Source organism: Endozoicomonas sp. SCSIO W0465 (assembly GCF_023716865.1).
Classification (GTDB): domain Bacteria; phylum Pseudomonadota; class Gammaproteobacteria; order Pseudomonadales; family Endozoicomonadaceae; genus Endozoicomonas.
Genome location: NZ_CP092417.1, coordinates 1,979,711 through 2,002,845 on the forward strand (window position 1 = coordinate 1,979,711; position 23,135 = coordinate 2,002,845).

The window sequence follows — 23,135 nt, forward strand, 5'->3', positions numbered from 1 at the left end:
CAGAACAACGATTACAGAGAGGTCTTACTCCTTTAAATGTTTAATAAAGCAAGCTTAGGCTCCATCAGGTAAGAGCCGGATGATTTGGATTAGAACCAGTATTCAACACCAACGGATGCTTCGTTAAAACTGTCATCCTTGTCGGTCTCGGAACGCTCGATATCACGATAACGGGCATATACAACTGCGTTGGTGTCGATGCTGTAGAGAAGCTGAGTGGACCATACTTCTCTGCCGGTATCTGCAGTCATATTGCCCTTTTCCAGATCATCAAGCTTGGCGTGAGCAACCTTGGCCTGCCACTTGTTATCAGCACCAAAGTTATAAGTCATGCCAACGGAGTATCCGGTTTCTTCCTGATCAGCCACACCAGCTTTAGTGCTTTCGGCTTCAGCCACACGGTACTGGCCGAAGTAACCTACCGCACCATGACCACCCTGAACACCGATGAGATAAGTGGTGTTGTCCCAATATTCACCAGTATCATTGCCATCTTCATTCAATTGAGCAGTGTCGTAGTTCATTTCATAAGCGATGTCTAACTGAACCCAGCCACCGTCATATTTGAATTGCTGATGTGCTGCAATGCCGTGATAGTAGTTAGAAGATGCTTCTTCACTTTCGGTATCGCCGTCACGGTCACCACCGGCACCAAACGCCAGATCAAGAGTAAAGCCTGACCAGAACTCTTTAGTATCCCAACGCACAGTATCTGACTGACGGTCATTGAAATCACGGCCTGAAGTTGCACTACCCCAGTCCCAGACATCACCCAGACCCGGATTAGAAGCTGGCCAGTCAACAAGCTCATAAATTGGGCTCAGAACACGACCTACACGAACCAGACCAAACTGCTCACTGTCAATACCAACGAAGGTATCACGATTACCGAGGAAGCCACCATTCTGATTGGAGAACGATGGATCTACATAACCACCTTCTACCTGCCATACAAATTCCTGATTACCACCGACCCTACGTCGTGAGCCAGCTGCTATAATAAACGTCGATAGTCATGTGTTTTGGAGGTAAAACTGATGTGTAAAAACACCATTCAGTTCCAAAAAGGCCTTGGCATTATGCAATTTCTGGCTAATTACGGCAGTGAAGAGCAGTGTGAGAACGCGCTGTCCTCTTGGCGCTGGCCAGATGGCTTCCAATGCCCGAAGTGTGGCTCCCGCAGTTTCTGCAAGCTTCACCGGAAAGCTGAATTCCAGTGCAATTGCTGCCGTTGCCAAACCTCGCTTACCAGTAACACTATCTTTGACTCAACAAAGCTGCCTCTAGCTACCTGGTTTCTGGGTATCTATCTCGTCACCCAGAATAAAGCGGGGATTTCTTGCCTGACGCTTCATCGACAACTTGGCATTTCCTACAATGCCGCATTGCGCATGAAACACAAACTCATGCAGGTCATGATGGAAAGAGATAACAGCTGGCAGTTGAGTGGTTTTGTTCAGATTGATGACGCCTATTGGGGCGGAGAGCGCCACGGAGGCCGCCGGGGCAGAGGCTCAGAGAACAAAGCCCCCTTCGTGGCCGCAGTTCAGACAGATGCTGATAACCACCCTATCTACATGAAGTTCAATGCCGTTGATAACTTCCGGCGAAAAACCATTCAGGAGTGGGCAGAACATGCCCTGAAAAAGGGTGTCCGGGCCGTCAGCGATGGCTTGTCCTGTTTCCGGGGTATTGAAGATGCCGGATGCCAGCACACAGCCATCATTACCGGTGGTGGGCATGCATCCATGGAGAATGAGTTGTTCACCTGGGTAAATACCATGCTGGGAAACGTGAAAACAGCGATTACCGGTACTTACCATAAGCTCGACCCCAAGCATCTGGGCCGTTATCTATCAGAGTTCAACTATCGGTTTAACCGGCGTTTTGATATGCCTTCAATGATCTCAAGGCTAGGTCGGGCTGCAGTCAATACAGCACCGATGCCGGATCGACTTCTCAAACTGCCAGACGTCCAGTGGAAACCGGGTTAGCCATCAACCGATAATTGAAAGTCAGTTGACGTATTAATATCATTATTTCGAATGATGATGTGGGTCTTTGCTTGTTCGGAGCGGTTATGAAACCGAATTTAGTTGATAATCTGGAGAACAAGCCGTCATGATGCCTGCTCCACCGGTAATACTGGAGAGGTTCTATTATTTCTTTACCGGGTTATAGACATAAAGAATGAAAAGCTGCACGTATATTCTTAAATTATCTTTCCCTGTGTCATGACGTACGATCAGTGGTAATCAGGTACAAATTTGGTGCCTTCTGGCAGGCCATCAAAGTTGGCATAGCCACGCCAGCCCAGGCGAGTCTCGTTATTTACCTGAACACCATCGTCATTCGCCATGTTCTCATAACTGCGATGAGCAACTTGAACAGCAATAACACCATAGAAATCGTGGCCATACTTATCGGCCTTAGCTTCTTCCGCAACTGCAGTTGTGGAAGCCAGTGCAGCAAGTACTGAGCTTGCAATGATTGTTTTCTTAAACATCGCCGTAACTATTCAGCACTGAGCAAAGGCATATTACAGTAATTCCGAACAGCTCTATGAAGTGATTGATATATGTCCATTCCCTGTTTTCTGGCAGACGACAAATAGCTGCGAATCCGTGCAAACATAGAACCACCGTCTGCACTCCTGAAGCAGCCTGAGATTTTCTGCTTTAACTTGGCCATTCGAACATCCCGCTCACTGCCATTGTTATCGAAGGGAATGGTAAAATCTGACATGAAGCGCAGTGTCTCAGCCTTGAACTCAGTGAGTCGTTTGAAGAGATTGTAAGCTTTAGTATTCTTGACTTTCTTGCGCTTAAGCTCCTCTCGTTGCTTCTCCATATAGACGACTTCTTTCATTAGAGCCCGCTGAAGCAACCGGTCATAAATCTTCTCGATTCGTTCACAGACAACACTTGGCATCTGTAGCATACCTATGGTCTTAAAGCCCTTGCAGTAATGCCAGGAAAGCCTCAGTAGCTTCATCAATCGCAACGCCAGTTGATTGCTGTCCCTATCAACAACACCCAAAAGCTCCCTCAGGTGATGGGCATTGCAAAGTACGTGAGTTGCCGCATATGCAAAATAGGATTTCCAATGATCATGAACCAGAACGCCTGCAAATGTTAGCAGTATGCCCATCGTGTCCATGGCCTCACGACCTCGCTTTTCAGACAAGTAGTAGAGCGTCCATTGTTCATCCCGCATAACGTGTAGCCAGTGCAAAGAGCCCTCGGCCCGCATACCCGTTTCATCGGCTCCGGCAACAGACGATTCCCGCAAGGCGTCACGAATAACCTCTTCAGTAGAAGCCAGATTTTCATAGGTTCTGGCCACAAAATTGGCGACAGTGCCTGCACTTACACTCATTTTATAGAGAGTATTAAAATACTCTGACACGCGCTTAAAAGGCAGGAAATGGTATTGGTTAAGATAGACGGCCATAGCCTGTGTGGCTGAGCCATATTGTGCGGCAGCGGTAACACCTTCCGGGAATTCAGCCTGATTCCGACAACCACAAGTGCAGATTTTTACTTCAGCTCTATGGGCCGTTACTTCAAATTCACCCGGTCTCCCTGGTTCAAACACCTGTCGTTCAATATATTTGACCGGCTCACTATCAAGAAGAGACGCCTGACATTTATTGCATTCTTTAACCGGAAGGTACTCAATATAGTCAGGGATATCGACCTGTTTAAGACAAGTGCCCTGATGCCCTTTCTTTCCACCGGCTTTATTACCAGAAGACTGTCTCAGACTTTTAGGATTGGGTTTTTCATCCGATGGATCGGTACCTTTATCTGCGGAAAGGTCGTCAGAATGATCTGGAGAATGTAACTGTTCAGCACCCCCACATAAATCTGGAATTTTCTGATTTTTATACCATCCTCTTAAGCACCATTTTTCCACAATATTCGCCAGCATGATTCCAGAACTACCCGCAACTATGTCGGCTGAGATTCTCTTGAAAGAGAATGCAGAGCTGCGGATGAGAGTTGCCTGTCTGGAAGAGCGATGTCGAGAATTGGAAGAAAAGGTTGGCAAGAACAGTCAAAACAGCAGCAAGCCGCCATCGTCTGATGGTTATCAAAAACCTTGTAAAAACAGTAATTCTCCAGATCATTCTGACGACCTTTCCGCAGATAAAGGTACCGATCCATCGGATGAAAAACCCAATCCTAAAAGTCTGAGACAGTCTTCTGGTAATAAAGCCGGTGGAAAGAAAGGGCATCAGGGCACTTGTCTTAAACAGGTCGATATCCCTGACTATATTCTGACTCTTGATCACATCTCTCCAGCGCTGAACTGCCGGGCTATCTGCCAGGTTTTTACCCGATCCTGCAATTTCGCCCAGCCTTCCCATACCACTAACCAGCCGGGCTGCCCTGTATGCTTTGAATCACCCCAACCACCAAGCCGAGCAATCGTTTGAAGCAGCCAAGTGACTGTTGGCGGTTTATCGGGCAACGCTTTTTTTTCATAGGTTAGCCAGAGAACCTGCCATTCATCATCACTGACCACCTCATTCGCGAGTGTTTTTTCACTCCAAAGCTTTCTGTCTTTGTGCTGCCTGTCATTCGGTAACATTAATGCTTCACGGATTTGCATTAGTCTGACAGCGACAAACATTAATATGACCGCAAGTCGTTCAATGTTATCCGGAGATTGCAGACGAAGCCTTTCTACTCCTGCTCCCGATTTCCAAGCCTTATGGAACTCTTCTATTCGCCATCGGAGCTCGTAAAATCGAATGATAGAGCGACAGTCTTCGAATGTTTCAATATCTTCAGTTGTCAATAGTACCCAGTGCAAACGGTCTTCGGAGTCATTGCCAATCTCTTCAGCCGACACAATATTCATAGTTACCGGTTCCGGCCTGCCGCCTGGCCTTTGCGGCGCCTGTATTGTCATCTTCTTTCTTTTGACCTGCAGCGTTGCCTTTCGCTTCTTTCTACCTCCTTTTTGAGGAACCACTATCGTATATTTCCCCAACACTTCAGTCTGAGCTAAGGAATCAAATAATAAGAGTTCGCCATCCACCAGGATTCTGTTTTGTGTAGCTCTTACAACAAACCGCTGTCGGTTATCCAGTTTGTAGTGCATATATTCGTATATATCCGCCTCCCGGTCGCAAACACTGATGATGTCAGGCATTTTACCCCCCATCCTTTGTTCTGTGTTTTCAGAGGCTCTTTGCCACTTAAAGCTTTCCTTTCCCTCGTAAGGTAGCTGACGACGTTGGTTCTTTTTCCCCCGCTGAACGTCCTCTCTAACCCATCGTTCTTGATCAATAAGCCCAATGCTTCGCTCTGTATCCGCATCAACCAAGAAGACAGAGTGGACGTGGAATCCTCTGGTTTTAGAGCCTTCAGGACCTCCAAGATCACCAAGCTCGGATCTGACAGCATGTTTATAACCCAGGGTTGTTGTATCTTCGAGAGCCAGAAGTAGGCGAGACTGTCTCGCTATTTTGGCAGTTGCCTGAAAGCCTGCCTCAGCTATTGCTTCAGGCTTTACGGCCTCATTCTCAATCAGCCGGTAAGCTCCAGTTACCAGTGCGGTATAACCTTCGCATGAAGATGACAAAGAATTACCGGTATGAGCTGAAAGCTCGGCAGCAACTTTGACAAGTCGTTTTGTACGTCGAGTATCGCCCAAATCAGCACATCCAAAAGTTAGTTCTGACCATGGTTTAGGAGAAAGTGGAAGCATGACCTGTTTTATCAGTGAGAAATGATAGAACAAGGTAGCTATTTGTGATCAAGAGACAGGACTATATTGAGTACCTTCCGGTTAAAGAATGCAATAAATGTCAGGCGTCTCTTCTTGATAGTGAGCCGGTCAAATATATTGAACGACAGGTGTTTGAACCAGGGAGACCGGGTGAATTTGAAGTAACGGCCCATAGAGCTGAAGTAAAAATCTGCACTTGTGGTTGTCGGAATCAGGCTGAATTCCCGGAAGGTGTTACCGCTGCCGCACAATATGGCTCAGCCACACAGGCTATGGCCGTCTATCTTAACCAATACCATTTCCTGCCTTTTAAGCGCGTGTCAGAGTATTTTAATACTCTCTATAAAATGAGTGTAAGTGCAGGCACTGTCGCCAATTTTGTGGCCAGAACCTATGAAAATCTGGCTTCTACTGAAGAGGTTATTCGTGACGCCTTGCGGGAATCGTCTGTTGCCGGAGCCGATGAAACGGGTATGCGGGCCGAGGGCTCTTTGCACTGGCTACACGTTATGCGGGATGAACAATGGACGCTCTACTACTTGTCTGAAAAGCGAGGTCGTGAGGCCATGGACACGATGGGCATACTGCTAACATTTGCAGGCGTTCTGGTTCATGATCATTGGAAATCCTATTTTGCATATGCGGCAACTCACGTACTTTGCAATGCCCATCACCTGAGGGAGCTTTTGGGTGTTGTTGATAGGGACAGCAATCAACTGGCGTTGCGATTGATGAAGCTACTGAGGCTTTCCTGGCATTACTGCAAGGGCTTTAAGACCATAGGTATGCTACAGATGCCAAGTGTTGTCTGTGAACGAATCGAGAAGATTTATGACCGGTTGCTTCAGCGGGCTCTAATGAAAGAAGTCGTCTATATGGAGAAGCAACGAGAGGAGCTTAAGCGCAAGAAAGTCAAGAATACTAAAGCTTACAATCTCTTCAAACGACTCACTGAGTTCAAGGCTGAGACACTGCGCTTCATGTCAGATTTTACCATTCCCTTCGATAACAATGGCAGTGAGCGGGATGTTCGAATGGCCAAGTTAAAGCAGAAAATCTCAGGCTGCTTCAGGAGTGCAGACGGTGGTTCTATGTTTGCACGGATTCGCAGCTATTTGTCGTCTGCCAGAAAACAGGGAATGGACATATATCAATCACTTCATAGAGCTGTTCGGAATTACTGTAATATGCCTTTGCTCAGTGCTGAATAGTTACGATTTTTCTATGCTGCAGCGCAGGTATGTCGACCAGCATGCTGGTTAAGAAAATGGAACAGGCCGCAGTAGATCGTGGCCTTGAAGTAAAGATTGATGCCGTTGGCATGGCCAATTTTGAAGAAGCCATCGAGTCTTACGACGTTTGTCTTCTTGGCCCACAGATAAAGTTCAAGCTGGCCGACTTTCAGGCTCATGCGGCAAAACTGAACAAGCGTGTAGAAGCTATTGACCCAATGGCCTACGGCATGATGAAGGGTGAACAGGTTCTCGATCAGGCGCTTGCCCTGCTGGAAGAAACTGCATAACAGCAATCACAACAACAACAACAACAACAACAACGACGGTTGCAACACAGAAAGCGCTCATTCAGGGCTTTTTTTAAGAGAATGGGGATTAACCATGAAATTGTACGACCAACTTATACAATTTGTAGAGCAGAAGCTGGGGCCAATAGCCGGCAAGCTGGGTGCTCAGCGTCATATTACTGCACTGCGTGATGGCTTTCTGGTGGCCATGCCCTTCATTATTGTGGGCAGTTTCATCCTGATTTTTGCCAACCCTCCGTTTGCTGCCGATACTACCAACGCTTTTGGCCGTGCCTGGCTGGACTTCGTCGCTGCCCACCGCCCGACCATCGTCATGCCCTGGACCATGAGCATGGGCATCATGTCCCTGTTCATTACCATGGGTGTCGCTTACTCCCTGGCAAAATCCTATCAGATGGATGCCATTGGTGCCGCCGCCCTGTCGGCCATGTCATTCCTGCTGGTGGCTGCCCCTGAAAAAGGCTGGGCTCTGCCACTGAACCACTTTGCCGGTACCGGTATCTTTACCGCACTGCTGGTTGCCTACTTCTCCGTAGAACTGACCCGCATTCTGAAGAAGTACAACGTTACTATTCGCATGCCTGAGCAGGTACCGCCAGCCATTGCTGCGTCCTTCGCTCTGCTGGTTCCGGTGCTGGCAATTTTCGTAACACTGTACCCACTGAGCCTGTTCGTACAGTCTGGCTTTGATATGCAGATTCCCGATGCGGTAATGACCATCTTCAAGCCACTGGTCAGCGCCTCCAACAGTCTGCCAGCCATCATTGGTGCACTGCTGCTCTGCCAGCTGCTGTGGTTCGCGGGTATTCACGGTGCCAACATTGTTGTAGGCATTCTGTCGCCTATATTCCTGGCTAACATTAGCGCCAATGCTGCTGCCTATGCTGCGGGTGAAACCGTACCTAACCTGTTCACTCAGCCTTTCTGGGATTTCTACATCTTTATCGGTGGTGCCGGTGCAACCCTGTCTCTGGTTATCCTGATGAGCTTTAGTAAAACCGCTCACCTGCGCAGCGTTGGCCGCATGAGCTTCCTGCCTGGAGCATTCCAGATTAACGAACCGGTTATGTTCGGTGCCCCGGTGGTAATGAACCCAACCCTGTTCATTCCATTTGTCCTGGCTCCGGTAGTGAACGCCATCATCGCTTACGTTGCCGTTAACACGGGCATTGTTGACAAAGCCATCGCGGTAACGCCATGGACTGCTCCGGCCCTGATCGGTGCCGCCTGGGGTGCTGGCTGGGCCTTCAAGGCTTCTATCCTGACTGTGGTACTGATGGTGATTGACCTCATGATCTACTACCCGTTCTTCAAGGCTTACGAGAAGCAGGTGATGGCCCAGGAACAGGCCACAGCCACCGGTGCCACCAAGACTGAAACTGCCGGTAACCCTGCCATCGCGTAACACCTTCCCTCCTCACCGGCTGAGCCCGGTGGGTGTAATAGTCCATTGTTTTCTGGAGACTCCCATGAACGTCGATAACGTTGTAATGGAACTGATTGTTAAATCTGGCCTGGCCAAAAGCCAGGCACTCGAAGCCCTGGCACACGCGCGCTGTGGTGAATATGACAAAGCTGAAAAATCACTTGCCGATTCCCGCGAAGCTGGCAGACTGGCCCATAAAATGCAGACTGCCCTGATCGCTGCCGACAATGGCGAAGGCAAAGTACCCGTTAACCTGCTGCTGGTTCATGCCCAGGATCACCTGATGAACTCCATGCTGGCACAGGATATGGTAGAAGAGATGATTCGTCTGTATCAGCGACTGGACAACCAATAATTTTTCAACGACTGAACGCCACCATTTTTCTAAATCGATCTTCTGCATCCAGAATGCCCATAGCGAATGAAAAACACGCTTCAGCGTATTTTCTGGAAAAAGACCGGCGTCATCAGATCGGAATCAGGAGACAACAATGGCGAGCATAAAGGACGTAGCTGAACTGGCAGGGGTTTCCAGGGCAACGGTATCCCGTGTTCTCAACGAGACAGGCCAGATTAGGGAAGCGACCAGAGAGCGCGTACATAAGGCGATGAAAAAGCTGAATTACCGCCCGAACCCGCTGGCTCGCTCATTGGCAACCTCTTCCTCCAACACCGTTGGACTGGTCGTTACCTCCTACCGGGGCTCCTTTTTCTCCGAGCTGATGGCTGAAGTTCAGGAAGCGATGGACCAGCAGGAAAAATTCCTGCTGGTCAGCCGCGGTAAACGCTCACGGGAAAGTGAGCAACTGGCACTCCAGCGATTGAAGGATATGCGCTGTGATGGCCTGATTCTCCATGCCCGTAATCTATACGACGAAGAACTAATTGAGCTGGCCGGGGAAGCAACACCGTTCATCATCCTGGACCGTCAGGTTGAGGGTCTGGAAGACCGCTGCGTTGCCTTTGAACACGCAGAAGCCGGCAAGCTCGCCGTTAATCATCTGATAGAGCATGGCCATCGCAAAATTGCCTGTCTGGCAGGCCCGCGGGAGCGCCTGACTGCACAGTTGCGCTTCCGGGGCTATGAGCAGGCACTGCGTGAACACCACATCGAACTGGATGAAGCACTGGTGGCTGAAGCGGATTATGACCGGGCAGGGGGTTATCGCGCCATGGCTGAAATTCTGGCAAAACATCCGGATATCACTGCCGTGTATTCCTGTAGTGAAGAGATGTGTGTCGGTGCCTTTGACCTGTTCAGAGAACGCAAAATAACCGTTCCCGGCGATATATCCATGGTCAGCTTTGACAGTGTCAGCATCTGCACCATGTTAACGCCTGCAGTAACCACCGTGCACTTTCCCATCAAAGAGATGGCGGCCCGGGCATCAGAAGCACTTTCAGGCCTGATGAATCATCAACCGTTGTCCGCACTGGAAACATTTAAACCGGAATTACAACAGCGAGAGTCCGTCCGCACGCTTACGTAGCGATTCAAGAGCAACGGTTCTCAGGAAAATATCATGAAAAATCTTAAGCTGACGATTATTGGCGGTGGCAGTAGCTACACACCGGAGCTGGTTGATGGCATTATCCGCCGTATCCGTGAGCTGCCCGTTACCGAAATCTGCCTGGTTGACATTGAAGACGGCGAACGCAAAGTGAACATCATCGCTGATCTGACCAGACGCATGATTGAAAAAGCAGGTCTTGATATTCACGTGTGGGCAACGCTGAACCGTCGCGACGGTATCAAGGATGCCCAGTTCGTTATGTCCCAGTTCCGTGTGGGTGGTCTGGCAGCCCGTGCCCGCGATGAGCGTATCCCCCTGCGATACAATGTCATCGGCCAGGAAACCACCGGGCCTGGTGGTTTTGCCAAAGCGCTGCGTACTATCCCTGTTATTCTCGAGATCTGTCGTGATATTGAAGAAGTTGCCCCAAACGCCTGGCTGATCAACTTTACCAACCCGGCCGGCATGGTAACTGAAGCCGTTATCAAGCACACCAGGGTAAAAGTGATGGGTCTGTGTAACGTCCCCATCAATATGCACTATTCCATTGCCCGCATGCTGGGTGTTAAGCCGGAAGAAGCTTCCCTGGATTTTGCCGGCCTGAACCATATGGTGTGGGTTCACAAGGTTTCCGTTGCCGGTGCAGACAAAACCCGGGAAGTCCTCAAACTGCTGGGTGATGGCGCCAGCCTGAACATGAACAACATTACCGAAGAGCCATGGGATCAGTCGTTCCTGAAGGCCCTTGGTGTGGTTCCCTGCCCTTATCACCGCTACTTCTATCTGAAAGAGGCGATGCTGGCTGATGAACTCAAAGCAGCAGAGTCTGGTGGTACCCGAGCAGAACAGGTGATGAAAATCGAAGAAGAGCTGTTTGAACTGTACGCTGATCCTGATCTGGACCATAAACCAAGCCAGCTTGAAAAGCGTGGCGGCGCTTACTATTCAGAAGTTTCCCTGGATCTGGTGGATGCTATCTGGAACAACAAAAAAACGATGAATGTCGTTAATACCCGTAACAATGGCGCCATTAATGGCTTGCCAGAGGATGCTGTGGTGGAAATCAATGCCATGGTGGACGCCGACGGTGCTCATGCCATCTCTTTTGGTACTATGCCTACCCATCTGAACGGCCTGCTCCAGCAGGTCAAGGCTTACGAGACTCTGGCTATTGATGCCGCTGTTTACGGTGATTACGACAAGGCCCTGATGGCCATGGCACTGAACCCGCTGGTTCCGGATCTGGCCACTGGTAAGAAGATTCTTGATGATATCATCGCCGAGAATCGCGATTTCCTGCCACAATTTGCCGACCTCGTTTAATCTGTTTGGGAACCGCAAAGAAAAAACGCTTTCCGTCATCCGAAATAGCCAGGCTTGTGTGCTTTTTCGGGGAGCGGGCGGCGGAAAGCGGGCAGCGCTTCTTTTGCCTTTGTGGTTCAAAACATCCTGCACCACTGTGAGAGGGAGATTTATCTTCAACGCCCTATGAAACTGATCGTCAATGCCGATGATTTCGGCCTGACCCGGGGTGTCAACCTGGGCATCATCGAAGCTTTTCAACAAGGTATTGTCCGCTCCACCACTTTAATGGTGGGCATGCCTGCAGAGCGCCATGGGGCTGAACTGGCCAGACTCAATCCGGGATTGAAAGTGGGTATCCATCTGCGTCTGACCGCTGGTACACCCATGGCTGACCATGTTCCTACCCTGCTTGATCAGGCTGGGCAGTTACAAAATCAGAGCCAGTTCTGGGACAATCAGTTAATGAGCCCGGAAGACATCGAACATGAACTGCGCGCACAGATTGAACATTTCCTGAGCCTTGGTATTGAACTCAGCCATATGGATGGTCACCACCACTGCCATCGCCATGCACTGGTCGCCCCTATCGCCAGAAAGCTGGCTGCAGAGTACAAGGTTGCACTTCGCCCTGAAAATGAAATGACCCAATACCGGGGCAAAAGCCTGGGCTTTTCAGACAAGTTTTACGGTGACAGCCTGACCGGTGAACATCTCCTCAAGATCGTTCGCCAATACCTGGGCAGAGTACAGGTGCTGGAGCTGATGGCACATCCGGCACTGATCGATGAACCTCTGTGGGAAGCCAGCGGTTATGCAACCGCCAGAGCCCGTGAACTGGCCATTCTGACCAATCCATCATTGCCTGAAGCCCTGGGTGGTATGGGTGTTACCATCTCCGATTACAGTTGCCTGCAGGATTAAGCAAATATGCCATCCGCACTCTTAATGAAAAGCCCGGTAAAAAAAACTGACCACAAACAGCCGCTCCTTCTGGGGGTAGACGGCGGTGGTACTTCATGCCGGGCGCGTATCACCGATCTTGACGGTCATATTCTGGGAGAAGGTTTTGCCGGAAGCGCAAACCCCCGCACCGGGCTTGATCCAGCCTGTAACGCCATCATGCAGGCCACCCGTGAAGCGATGGATAAAGCCGGTCTGGAAGAAAACGACTTTGGACGGATTTATGCCGGTCTTGGTCTGGCCGGTGTCAATCAGCAGAAAGAACAGGATCTTGTCCTTGGCTGGGGCTTTCCGTTTGCCGGTATCTTCCTGGAAACCGATGCCTACGCCGCCTGTATGGGCGCCTTTAGTGGCAGGGACGGAGCAATCCTGATACTGGGCACCGGCTCCTGTGGTGCCAGCCTGATTGATGGTGACATGAAAACACTGGGCGGCTGGGGTTTCCCGATCTCGGATCATGGCAGTGGAGCCATTCTGGGTCTCGCCGCAGTCCGTTATGCCCTGCTGGCCCGGGAAGGTATGAAAGAAGAAACCCCTTTAAGCCAGGCAATCATGGCAACGTTTGACAACCGTCCTGAAAATGCCGTTGCCTGGCAGGACAGTGCTCTGCCGAGAGACTACGGTTCTTATGGACCGATGGTGGTTGAGTATTTAAGTAAGGGCGATAAGCTGGCAGAACAGTTAATTCGTGAGTGCGCTGACGATGCAGCCATGATGATCCGGATACTTCATCAGCGCGGCGCTAACCAGTGTGCATTGGTGGGCGGGCTGAGTGAGTTCGTTATGCCCTGGCTGCCAGAAGATGTTAAAGCCATTGCCACCCTGCCACAGGGTGATGCCATGCACGGTGCACTATTGATGGCAATGAAACTCATCTGACAACGCTAATACCCATACAGCCCCCTCGTTCCCACGGTCCCGGGGCTGTCGGGAAAGCCTGAAAAAAACTTCTCTCAGGCTTCCTTGCTTATAATGCGTTTTAAACAATGGCGAACATATTTTATAGGGAGATGTGCTTAGGGGGACAGCAAGGTTAACAGGAATTTAACCATTGTCGTTTAATATTGGCGAGCTCATGCTGTTGCCCGACCAATATCCTTTACACGCTTTACAGGCGGTAAACCCTGCGAATGATAAGGCAGCTGATTTGCCGGAGAATTCACTGGCAAACCTTGCTTTTTTGCTGCCTCTATACCGAACATCTTATTGGCAAAATCAAAGTCCCGGGCCATCATCAACTTGATATCATCTGGAATATTCAGTTCGCGGGCCAGTGTGCGCACCTTCTCTACCACTTTTTCAGTAAACCTTTGAGCGGGCTCTTTTTCACTATCGGGATTGTATATACTGCCATCAGGATTACTCTGGCTATTCTTCCAGAATTCCTGTAAGCGCTTGAATTGATGATTCTGGTAAACCGGCTCCATCACTTTTCCATTCTCAGGGTTAGTCAGCCAGGAGGTGTTGGGTGTGGTAGCGATCAGGTGCAACAGATAGGGCTGCCCCCCTGATTCAGGCGTATATCCGGACCGGTTCACCAGTTGTACCGCTTTTTCTGGCAGCGCTTCAACCAGGTGGGCAACCAGGAATAACAGACGAGACAGATCATTCTGCCCACCTTCATTGCTCTTCACCCGATTAACCAGTAAATGCAGACTTTCTAATGGGATCTCCCTTATCAGAGTGAGGTCTGACGGCGCGTTACCCATCCGGAATTCTGCTATCACTTGATCAATGATGTTGTCAAGCCGGTCAAGATGCTCTTGTGGATGCTCATCTATTGAAATCTCACCAAGCTTCCTCAGCAGGGCTTCATGGGTATCACTGTGCATGGACAAAGGACAGGGATTAAATAACCCATCAATAAACCGTATGATATTGAATGAACCAAGCCCCTTTTCACCTTTTGATGCAGGCTCATATGGAGCACCGCTGAACGACAAAGGTATTTCAATAGGTCTGGTGAAAAATTGTAAGAAGCGATTGGCCGCTTTCGCTAACCAGCGCATTGGGTTTGATCGCTCTTCACAGAAGAGCGATAACTTTAACTTAATGACAGCCTTACCATCATTCAACAGGGTAAAACCGGGATTATTGGCCTTGACCGTATTCTTTAACAGGGCATTATATATCCAACCGAAGCGAGCAGCGTTAACACGGATTGACTCAATATCATCAAGCCTTCCTATGGCATTGTTGATAGAAAATTTTGCATTGACTTTAACCGGTCCGCCAGCCAGCCATCCCGCAAAACGATGCAACCGGGCAGGCTCTAACAGTGCCGTTACATCCGCATAACCATTGCGATGACGGTCAACGTTAATATCAGCCTCTACATAATCAACTACGCCTCGACCGGCCACATTGACCTTTATTGACTCAATGGTTTTGTCTCTATCCTGAGGCCCGACGCTGATATCCATGTATGGTTTTGGATAGTATTTATGTAAGTTAAGAGAGAATTTCAACCTGCTAAGGCCAAAGCCGACAGTATCTTCACCAGAACCATCCAGAACATTACTATGAAATTCACCCGAAATTTGATCAATATTGAAATCAATATGTTCTGGTATAAATGTGTTAAAAAGGTTTCGGGCTAAATCAGCAGGGCGCATCATTGGGGCTGCAGATAATAAAGAGGCTTTGTACAACTGACTCTTTTCCGGCAATTGATATGATATGGATATTCCGGTCATTTCAATATCAATATCGATCTTATCCGCATCCTCGAATACCAGATCCATTTTCCGAACCTGAATAGAGCCGTCCTTCATTTTTATCAGATGGGCCTTGATATTTTTAAACACACGGCCATTGATTACGACACGATCAAATTGGATCGGTTCATTCAGATTTCCGCTCAAACACTCATAGGTTTCAGCCGCCTGCATCAGGAAACATAAAATTTTGGGAAGTTCCTTTGCCACGCTGTGTTTCGGTTCAACCTTCAGGACACCGGACGTCAGCGTATCAGGGTCAAAGCGATCCACAAAAGCCACAGCCAGTTCTGCGGCCAGCTTATTAAAATCGATAGCCTGTGCTTTATTTCGTGCCTGCAGTAAGGCTTTATCCTGAACCGCCTGACGTACGGAAGGCATAACCTCTTGCACCTTTTTATCGATCAAGGGATTCAGCAACGATGATATGTCGGCACCGTGATCCCGGACCCAGCCAGAAAGCCATTTAACCGTGTAAGTGATAGCTTGCGTCAAAGCCTGATCAACGATGGGGGTTATATAAGGGGTAATATTATCAACTGCGCGTGCAAATTCTGACCCGCTATCTTTTCCGGAAATTTGCTTTGCCACAGTAGCAACAACCACCTGGGTCACAGCAACACGTATCTGCCCTGTAAAAGTTGCAACGATGCTATTTACATTCGCTTCATTACCCAACCATAGCGCGACATTTTCAATAATGTCAGCCTGGGCTCTCTTGAGTGTTTCGGTCAGTTCCTTCTGAATAGGTTCTATAACCGCTATTTCAATCCCTTTTTGATGACCAATAATCCATTCACCACCCTTAGCCATAATATGCGTCAATATTTTATCAATGGCTTTGTGCAGCTCGGGTGTCGCTGTTGACGAGCTGGCTTCAATCCATTTTGCAGTTCTTTCCAGAATAATCTGCTTACTTTGATGCAGAGCCTGATCAATAGCACCATTAATATGCGGAGTTAATAATGTGGCAACGTCCATTGGTGGTCCGCTATTGTTCAAAGCCTGCTCAATAGCGTTCTGGATGTCACCGGCATTCTTATTAACAGCATTCGCCATACCTTCAATGGCATCGGCAACCATATGGCCTAAATAGTCGGCAGTAAGGGCTTGCAAATGTATGGTTACTGCTTCAGTCATGCCTGCCATATTGCCATCTGATCGTCCTTTGAACTGATGGATAGCGTATCCAGCCCCGGCACTCACCGCCTCCTTAACCATTCGCTGAACATGGGGTATAACGACCGGGAAAATAGACATCCGGGCGTGATCTTCATCTCTCCCCAGTTTTGACCGCAGGTTATCTGCCCATACTTTACGACGAATAATATCAGTACCTTGCCTGATAACTTCCGCAATGCCTTTGCTCAAGCCCGGTATCAGGGATGACCACATTCCCGTCGCTTCAGGCTGGTTAACGTTTCTGCTTTTCTTAATCGTTGTGTTGATCACTGGGGGGGGGGCGATTTCTTCAGCTGCCCTTCGCAGGGTAGTGACTACATCCCCTTTATTCTGTGGACTCTGCTTCAGCGCAGAACGCAGAAGTGCCAGTCGGTTGTGGAGGATCAATTCCAGCTCCGGTGCTGCTTTTTGCATCATGGCTCGAACATTGACGGCCATATCTTCCTTGATGACCTCTCTATTCTGACGGATCCAGTCTGACAGTTGATCCACACTGTAACCGGCCAGCCGTTCCAGTACCTGCCCCCTATTGAGTTGATCCTGCAGGAACGGAAGCACTGCATCCCTGAGTGCCCGGGACTCTGACCCCGGCGTCACGCTTTGTACTATCTGGCGGGATGAATCAGTCACAACCGGTTCAACCAGGGTATTCATCCTATGCACCAGGATATCAAGCAGTTTCTGCCGGTTTGGCTGCTGTTTTGTCTCTTTATCTTCTGAGCCAAGCCAGTCAAACACACCGTCAACTACCGCCTGCAGGGTCACCACCGCCTGTTGGGTAATGGCATCAATTACTCTGGGTACTACCACCTCATTCTCACAAAAGAGGCCGGTTGCCAGTACGTCCAGCCACCTGGTGCCATCAGCGATTCCTTGCCGGGTCAGGTCACTGACCATCTCTTTCACACTGTCATAAGGCAAGCCTTGCAGGACTGCTTCCAGCTGGTCTGCGCCAGTACCAAGCATTCTGGCCAAGCCTTGTTTCAGCATTTCATCAGCTTCTCGCGCAATAGCCGTACGTTGGTCCGCAGCCACAGGCTGTACAGCTTGCTGATTTCCAGCAGAAGTGACCACATTCTCTTTACCCTGGTTTACCGGGGCCATTACTTTTTCTGCGGCCTTCTTCACTTCACCAACGGTTTGTTTTTGCCAGGCATCAGACAACAGCTTGTTACTGATATTTTCAACAACGGTTGTCGTGAGAAATGGTGATACGACACCGGTCAGTTGAGATATGGCCTCTCCGGGCAGTACTACAGCATGACTCTGTGTGCAGCCATTCTGTGCATCGTTCTGTGCATCGTTCTGTGAATCGTTGTATCTGGCAACAAACTCAGCACCTTCTTTGACAGCAACCTCCATGACCTTGCCAAAACCATCAGACAGAATTGACCTGGCCACTTCCAGCTGTTTTGTTTCATCGATTGTCAACCTGATGGCATCGCCGGCCAAGTTACCCAGCTGGCTGGCAACGGCTTTACGGGCACCACGCCAGTGATCCTGGTGCTTTTTACTGTTCGCTGTCGTTTTCTTCACATCCTTGATGGCTGCATCACCTGGGGTTTCTTCTGGCTCCAATTGCTCAGCTGCCAGCTGTAATGTGGTCACTGCATCGGCCTTGTCTTGTCGGGCTTTTGTCACTGCGGCACGCAAGGTTGCCAGATGCTCTTTAAGGATGGTTTCCAGATCCTTTGTTGCCGCCTTCATCAGGGACCGGACCAGGGTTTCAACATCCTGCCGGATGTCCTCCCGATGTGCCCTGACCCATGCCGTCAGCTGGTCCACGCTGTAGGTGGCCAGCTGGTCAATGACCCGGCTCTGGTCCAGCTGCCCACGCAGGAACGGCTGTATGGCATTCCTGAGCGCTTTTGCCTCCGTCAATCCCGCTGCCGGCTGCGTACGCTGAACCAGTTCCACTGATGCTCCTGCTACGACTGGTTCCACCAGGTTCTCCATTTGGGATGCCAGGAGCCGTAACAGTTTCTCCCGGTTGGTTTTCTGCGCTTTCTCTTCGGTATCGGGATCATGTGCTTCGGCATCCAGCCAGCCCAACACTGCGTCAATCGCTGCCATCTGTGCCGCAACCGCCTGCTCTGTCAGCACCCTTGTGACCCGGGCCAGGGTCGCGTCCTCATCCTCATTAAAGAGATCGGTGACCAGCACATCCAGCCACTCAATGCCATCAGCCATCCCCTTCAGCGGTAGCTCCCTGGCCATCCCTTTCAGGGTCTCATAAGGCTGGGCTTTCAGGAGTGCAGCCAGCTGGTCGGCACCGGTACGGAGCATGCCGGCCAGTTCTTTTCTCAGCAATGAGTCAGCAGCTGATCCTACCACCGAGTGCTTCAGCGCTGGTGGTTCGGCTGACTGGCCTTCTATCGGCTCGTCTACCGCTACTACACCTTTGTCGTTCGGTAACAGTGCTTGACTGACAGACTGTTTTACTTTGCCGACCGCCTGCGCTTTCCATGCAGCAGACAACAGGATTTCACTCAGGTTATTAACGACGTTGGTCGTCAGAAAGGACGGTACGTAACCGGTCAGCCGGGCGAGTCCCTCAGCAGACTGATCGTTGCCGTTGTATTGAGGGGCACTCCGTTGGACAGCATTCCGTTGAACAATAAATTCGGCACTGGCTTCAACCACGCTCCCCATGACCGCACCAATGTGTGCAGTCAGCAGTGACCGGGTTGCCACCAGATCCCGCGATTCCTGTTTGGTCAGCTCAATAGCGTCATCAACCCCATTACCCAGCTGTTCAGCGATGGCCTGACAGAGTTCACGCCAGTGCTCCGGTGTCTGTGGCTCTTCATGGTCTTCACTCCATTCTGCCATGGCATCCAGGGCAGCCAGGCCGATCAGTCCGGAGTCATCATCTGACTCCGGGTGCAGCCGCTTTGCTGCCCGAGCCAGGATCTTATCCGCATCTACCCGGTGTTGCTGGCCGTTTGCCACCGCCGTGCGCAGGGTTGCCAGATGCTCCTTAAGGATTGTTTCCAGATCCTTTGTCGCCGCTTTCATCAGGGCCCTGACCTGTGTTGCCACATCCTGTCGGATATCCTCCCGATGCGCCCTGACCCATGCCGTCAGCTGGTCCACTCCGTAAGCGGCCAGCCGTTTAATGACCTGGCTCTGGTCCAGCTGCCCACGCAGGAACGGCTGTATGGCGTTTCGGAGCTGCTCCACCTCGGTCAACCCAGCTGCTGGCTGTGTACGCTGGAACAGTTCAGCCGATGCACCCGCCACAGCAGGCTCCAGCAGATTATCCAGCCGGGAAACCAGGATTTTCAACAGCGTCTCCCGGTTGGTTTTCTGCGTTGTCCCCCCTGCATCGGGATTCTCCGCTTCGCTATCCAGCCAGCCCAGCACTTCGTCAATTGCCTCCGTCTGGGCTGCTACCGCCTGCTCAGTCAGCGCCTCTGTGATCCTGGCCAGGGTTGCGTCCTCATCGTCGTTAAAGAGGTCGGTGATCAGTACGTTCAGCCACTCAATCCCATCAGCCATCCCCTTCAGCGGCAGCTCTCTGGCCATCCCTTTCACGGTTTCATAAGGCTGGGTTTTCAGGACTGCAGCCAGCTGGCTGGCCCCGGTACGGAGCATGTCGGCCAGTTCTTTTCTCAGCAGTTTGTCGGCAGCCGATCCTGCCACCGAGAGCTTCACCGCTGGTGGTTCGGATGTCTGGCCTTCTGTTGGCGCGTCTGCCGATACTGTGTTGTTGTCGTTTGGTAACAGTACCTGCCTGACAGATTTCTTCACCTTGCCAACCATCTGCTCTTTCCAGGCTGTGGACAGCAGGGTTTCACTCAGATTATTAACGACGGTGGTCGTCAGGAAGGACGGCACGTGATCGGTCAGCTGGGCGAGCCCCGCCACGGACTGATCATTGCCATTGTGAGGAGGGGCACTCCGTTGGGCGGCACTCCGTTGGGCGGCACTCCGTTGGGCGGCATTCCGTTGGGCAATGAATCCAGCACCTTCTTTGATCACTTCACCCATGACCGCACCAATGTGCCGGGTCAAAAGAAATCTACCTGCCGCCAGTTCCGGCGATTTCTGTTCCACCAGGTCGTCAGCGTCGTTGACCATCAGGTCCATTACCTCACCGGTACCATCGCCTAACTGCTCAACAACGGCCCGGCAGAGTTGGTGCCAGTGCTCCGGTGTTTGCTTTTTGCTGTCCGCTACTGCATCGGTTTGCCCGGGACTGCCCTTCGGCGTCTTATTCAGTTCATCGACCACCCCTGCCAGGGTGGTGACCACATCGGTGTTGTCTTGCTGGCTATTTTCCACTGCGGCACGCAGGGTCTTCAATCGTTGGTGAATAGCGGCTTCCAGATCCGGGATCATTTGAACCAGCAATGCTTTCACATAGGCTTTGGCATCCAGGTCTATCTGCTGTTTATTATCCGTTATCCATCTTGCCAACCAGTCCACACCTTGGGTGACTTGTGACGTAGTCGCCCACTCCTTTGTTCGTTGCTTTAACCAGTTGATAGCACTACTGACCAGCAGGTGCTGTAGCTTGACCACCTCTTCAGAAACCGTATCGGTGATCGTCAAGACAATCGATTCATCGTCAATTTTCTCGTTAAACAGATCGGTCACCAATTCATCAAGCCAGACCGTACCGTCCCGCGTACTGTGGAGGATAAAATCAGAGGAAAGTTGCTGTAGAGCCGGAGAGGGCAGCTTATTGAGCGCAGACTGTAACGGTCCGGCCATTTGCCGAAGAAGATCAGCCTGCGCAGACTTCAATGGCTCATCGAAGCAGTTTGCCGACTGCAATGTTCCTTGCGGGTCAGCTGGGGTGCTCAAATTAACAACCGCTTCACGTATCTTCGTTCGAGTCGTTCTTTCCCACTCCGTCGACTCAAGCTTGCCAATGAATATATCAACAACCAGTTTCGTTAAAACCGGCGATATTGCTGCGGTGAATTCGGGGGTTAATCCGGGGGTTGTCTCTGCTGGTTCCTGATTCACCGAGTGCTCTTCTTTGTTTTGCCCGGTGATGAAAGCGGCGCCTTTACTGACCGCCGTTCCCAATACTTTCCCAATACCCGGCTCTACCTTATGGATGACTGTGTCAAGATGTTTTCTGAGTTCTCCGATCAGCAGGCCGATCGCCTCATCTGCCATCTTGCTACTTTCCTGAGCAATCACCTGATCAATTACCCGCATTTGTTTTGTGCGTGGCTCTGTCGTTAAACCAGAAGCATTTAAGTGAGTAGAGCTGGTTGATTGATCACTGGTTACGGCGGGTGCTGTTGAACTGATGTCGTTTGAATCACGCAAACTTGCAACCGCTTCCGGTGACGTTTTCTGACCAGCGGGCTGCTGGTTATTTTTTCTATAATGGGCGGTTATCTGATTAACCAGAGTTTGGCAGTCATCCTGAATATTTTTCTTATTGGCCTTACCGTCATTTATCTCCTGCTTTAGCTTTTCAAGGTTTCTTATAATTATTGGTTTGAGTGTCTTCTCTTTTTCTTTAATGATTTTAGTAATTTCTTTTTCAAACAGGGCTTCGTTTTGAAAAAAACCAAGGTACTCATCCAGCTTTTTATTGATCTCTTTTTTAATTACCCCTTCAGTAAATTTCTCAGGTGCAATCCAGTCGGCTAATCGAAACACACCTTTTGCAGCCCAGTTACCATGATCTTTCACAAATTGTTTAATCAATTCCGCTACACTACTGACCATTCTGTCTCGAAGAACATGGATTTCATCAGGGTTCTGTCGGTTTCTTTCGCTAAACAGACGAACGGTGTCGCTGCGAATACTCATCAGGGTATTAATGATAATTGCCCAAACCCCGGATAGCAGCTCATCAACATTATTTTCAGTCAACTCAATACCTTCAGCCATCATACTGAACAATACGTTGTTGATGATTTTCTTTAACGATTCTGACTTAACGCTGTTTTCCAATTTTTCATTAACCAATTTACTCCCTGCCTGTAGTACAGCAGCAATACTGTCGTTTAAAGCACCATCAACATTTTCCGTATTCTTTTGTGCTGATGGGGACGGTAAGCTCAATATGTCCGATAGGATAACGGCTAACACCTCCGATACTTTCTCTTTCCCTTCACCGGTGTCTGCCCAGGTTATTTTATTGAGAAAAGCCTGATGGGTCAGGTGCACCAGGACTGTGGAGATTGATCGTGAAAAGCCGTTGACCCAGGCATCCTCACCTTCAAAGCCTGAACTGCATTCATCTATTTGATCAGCAGCACTGACCGGTCGAGAGGTTGCCTCTTTAAGTTCTGCCAGGATAAGTTCTGTTATTTTTCCACTCAGTGCTGTCATTGCCCTGGCATTTTTGAGCATTTCTGGCTTTAGACCCAGAACCTGCCCGACAACCCTGTCACCAAGCTCTTTTTTGAGTTTTTTAGCAGCACTGACTTTACGGGCTCCAGTAGCAGTGCATTCATTGCTGATACCCGTTGTTGCCCGCGCTTCCCGGCTAACTCTAACCGCTCTCACGCTTAAATGAACGCCCTGGCGAAAAGCCTCATGAAGTCTTTTCTGTAGTTGAAAATATATTTCATGGTAGATATGGGTAAACTCAGGGGGCCCTTGCAGCGCTTCTCTTGAAGAAGATTCCTGTGGAGTTTCAGCTTGGCATGTATTAGCCCTCGGCTTGTTTTTAAGGGTGCTGGATGTCAGTAAAGGTTGCCCCGGAGTTTGACTGATTGGGCTCCTGTCAACCACAGGTTTCTGTTCAACGGGCGTCAGCTCAGGAACAT

General features: G+C 49.9%; 14 protein-coding genes and 1 pseudogene. 10 read left to right on the forward strand and 5 right to left on the reverse strand.

Going from position 1 to position 23,135, the window contains the following annotated elements; translation table 11 throughout:
• Positions 1-89: 89 nt before the first annotated feature.
• A complete protein-coding gene (locus MJO57_RS08595; protein ID WP_252024539.1) occupies positions 90-707 on the reverse strand; it encodes a hypothetical protein in 618 nt (205 codons plus the stop codon).
• A 330-nt stretch (positions 708-1,037) separates the two neighbouring features.
• Between MJO57_RS08595 and MJO57_RS08600 the strand changes: the two genes are divergently transcribed.
• Positions 1,038-1,994 (forward strand): IS1595 family transposase, encoded by a 957-nt coding sequence (locus tag MJO57_RS08600; RefSeq protein WP_252017306.1) that lies wholly within the window; start codon positions 1,038-1,040, stop codon positions 1,992-1,994.
• Between the two features lie 251 nt (positions 1,995-2,245).
• On the opposite strand, the gene MJO57_RS08605 is transcribed toward MJO57_RS08600, so the two are convergent.
• Positions 2,246-2,506, reverse strand: a complete 261-nt coding sequence (locus tag MJO57_RS08605; RefSeq protein ID WP_252024541.1) for a porin — start codon at positions 2,504-2,506, stop codon at positions 2,246-2,248.
• A gap of 8 nt (positions 2,507-2,514) precedes the next feature.
• Positions 2,515-3,933, reverse strand: a complete 1,419-nt coding sequence (locus MJO57_RS08610) for an IS66 family transposase (protein ID WP_252024543.1) — start codon at positions 3,931-3,933, stop codon at positions 2,515-2,517.
• 22 nt (positions 3,934-3,955) lie between these two features.
• Here MJO57_RS08610 and MJO57_RS32685 point away from each other — a divergent pair.
• A pseudogene (locus MJO57_RS32685) lies at positions 3,956-4,153 on the forward strand (DUF6444 domain-containing protein); the annotation flags it as partial.
• 140 nt (positions 4,154-4,293) lie between these two features.
• Here the strand turns inward: MJO57_RS32685 and MJO57_RS08620 are convergent.
• Complete coding sequence (locus tag MJO57_RS08620) at positions 4,294-5,721, reverse strand: IS4 family transposase (RefSeq protein ID WP_252017676.1); 1,428 nt, start codon at positions 5,719-5,721, stop codon at positions 4,294-4,296.
• A gap of 44 nt (positions 5,722-5,765) precedes the next feature.
• On the opposite strand from MJO57_RS08620, the gene MJO57_RS08625 reads away from it, so the two are divergent.
• The 8 genes from MJO57_RS08625 (at position 5,766) to MJO57_RS08660 (ending at position 13,369) form a co-directional block, all read left to right on the forward strand.
• Complete coding sequence (locus tag MJO57_RS08625) at positions 5,766-6,953, forward strand: IS66 family transposase (protein WP_252018605.1); 1,188 nt, start codon at positions 5,766-5,768, stop codon at positions 6,951-6,953.
• Between the two features lie 5 nt (positions 6,954-6,958).
• Positions 6,959-7,264, forward strand: coding sequence for a PTS sugar transporter subunit IIB (locus tag MJO57_RS08630; protein WP_256493335.1), 306 nt, complete (start codon positions 6,959-6,961; stop codon positions 7,262-7,264).
• A gap of 94 nt (positions 7,265-7,358) precedes the next feature.
• Positions 7,359-8,690, forward strand: coding sequence for a PTS sugar transporter subunit IIC (locus MJO57_RS08635; protein ID WP_252024548.1), 1,332 nt, complete (start codon positions 7,359-7,361; stop codon positions 8,688-8,690).
• Positions 8,691-8,754: 64 nt separating this feature from the next.
• On the forward strand, positions 8,755-9,066 hold the full coding sequence (locus MJO57_RS08640; RefSeq protein ID WP_252024550.1) for a PTS lactose/cellobiose transporter subunit IIA: 312 nt from the start codon (positions 8,755-8,757) through the stop codon (positions 9,064-9,066).
• 136 nt (positions 9,067-9,202) lie between these two features.
• A complete protein-coding gene (locus tag MJO57_RS08645; protein WP_252024553.1) occupies positions 9,203-10,201 on the forward strand; it encodes a LacI family DNA-binding transcriptional regulator in 999 nt (332 codons plus the stop codon).
• Between the two features lie 33 nt (positions 10,202-10,234).
• Positions 10,235-11,548: a 6-phospho-beta-glucosidase gene (locus MJO57_RS08650; protein ID WP_252024555.1), complete on the forward strand. Its 1,314-nt coding sequence runs from the start codon at positions 10,235-10,237 to the stop codon at positions 11,546-11,548.
• Positions 11,549-11,713: 165 nt separating this feature from the next.
• A complete protein-coding gene (chbG, locus tag MJO57_RS08655; RefSeq protein WP_252024557.1) occupies positions 11,714-12,451 on the forward strand; it encodes a chitin disaccharide deacetylase in 738 nt (245 codons plus the stop codon).
• Between the two features lie 6 nt (positions 12,452-12,457).
• Positions 12,458-13,369 (forward strand): BadF/BadG/BcrA/BcrD ATPase family protein, encoded by a 912-nt coding sequence (locus MJO57_RS08660; RefSeq protein WP_252024559.1) that lies wholly within the window; start codon positions 12,458-12,460, stop codon positions 13,367-13,369.
• 194 nt (positions 13,370-13,563) lie between these two features.
• On the opposite strand, the gene MJO57_RS08665 is transcribed toward MJO57_RS08660, so the two are convergent.
• Entirely contained in the window at positions 13,564-22,872 is a 9,309-nt protein-coding gene (locus MJO57_RS08665) for a hypothetical protein (protein ID WP_252024561.1), read from the reverse strand.
• Positions 22,873-23,135: the final 263 nt, after the last annotated feature.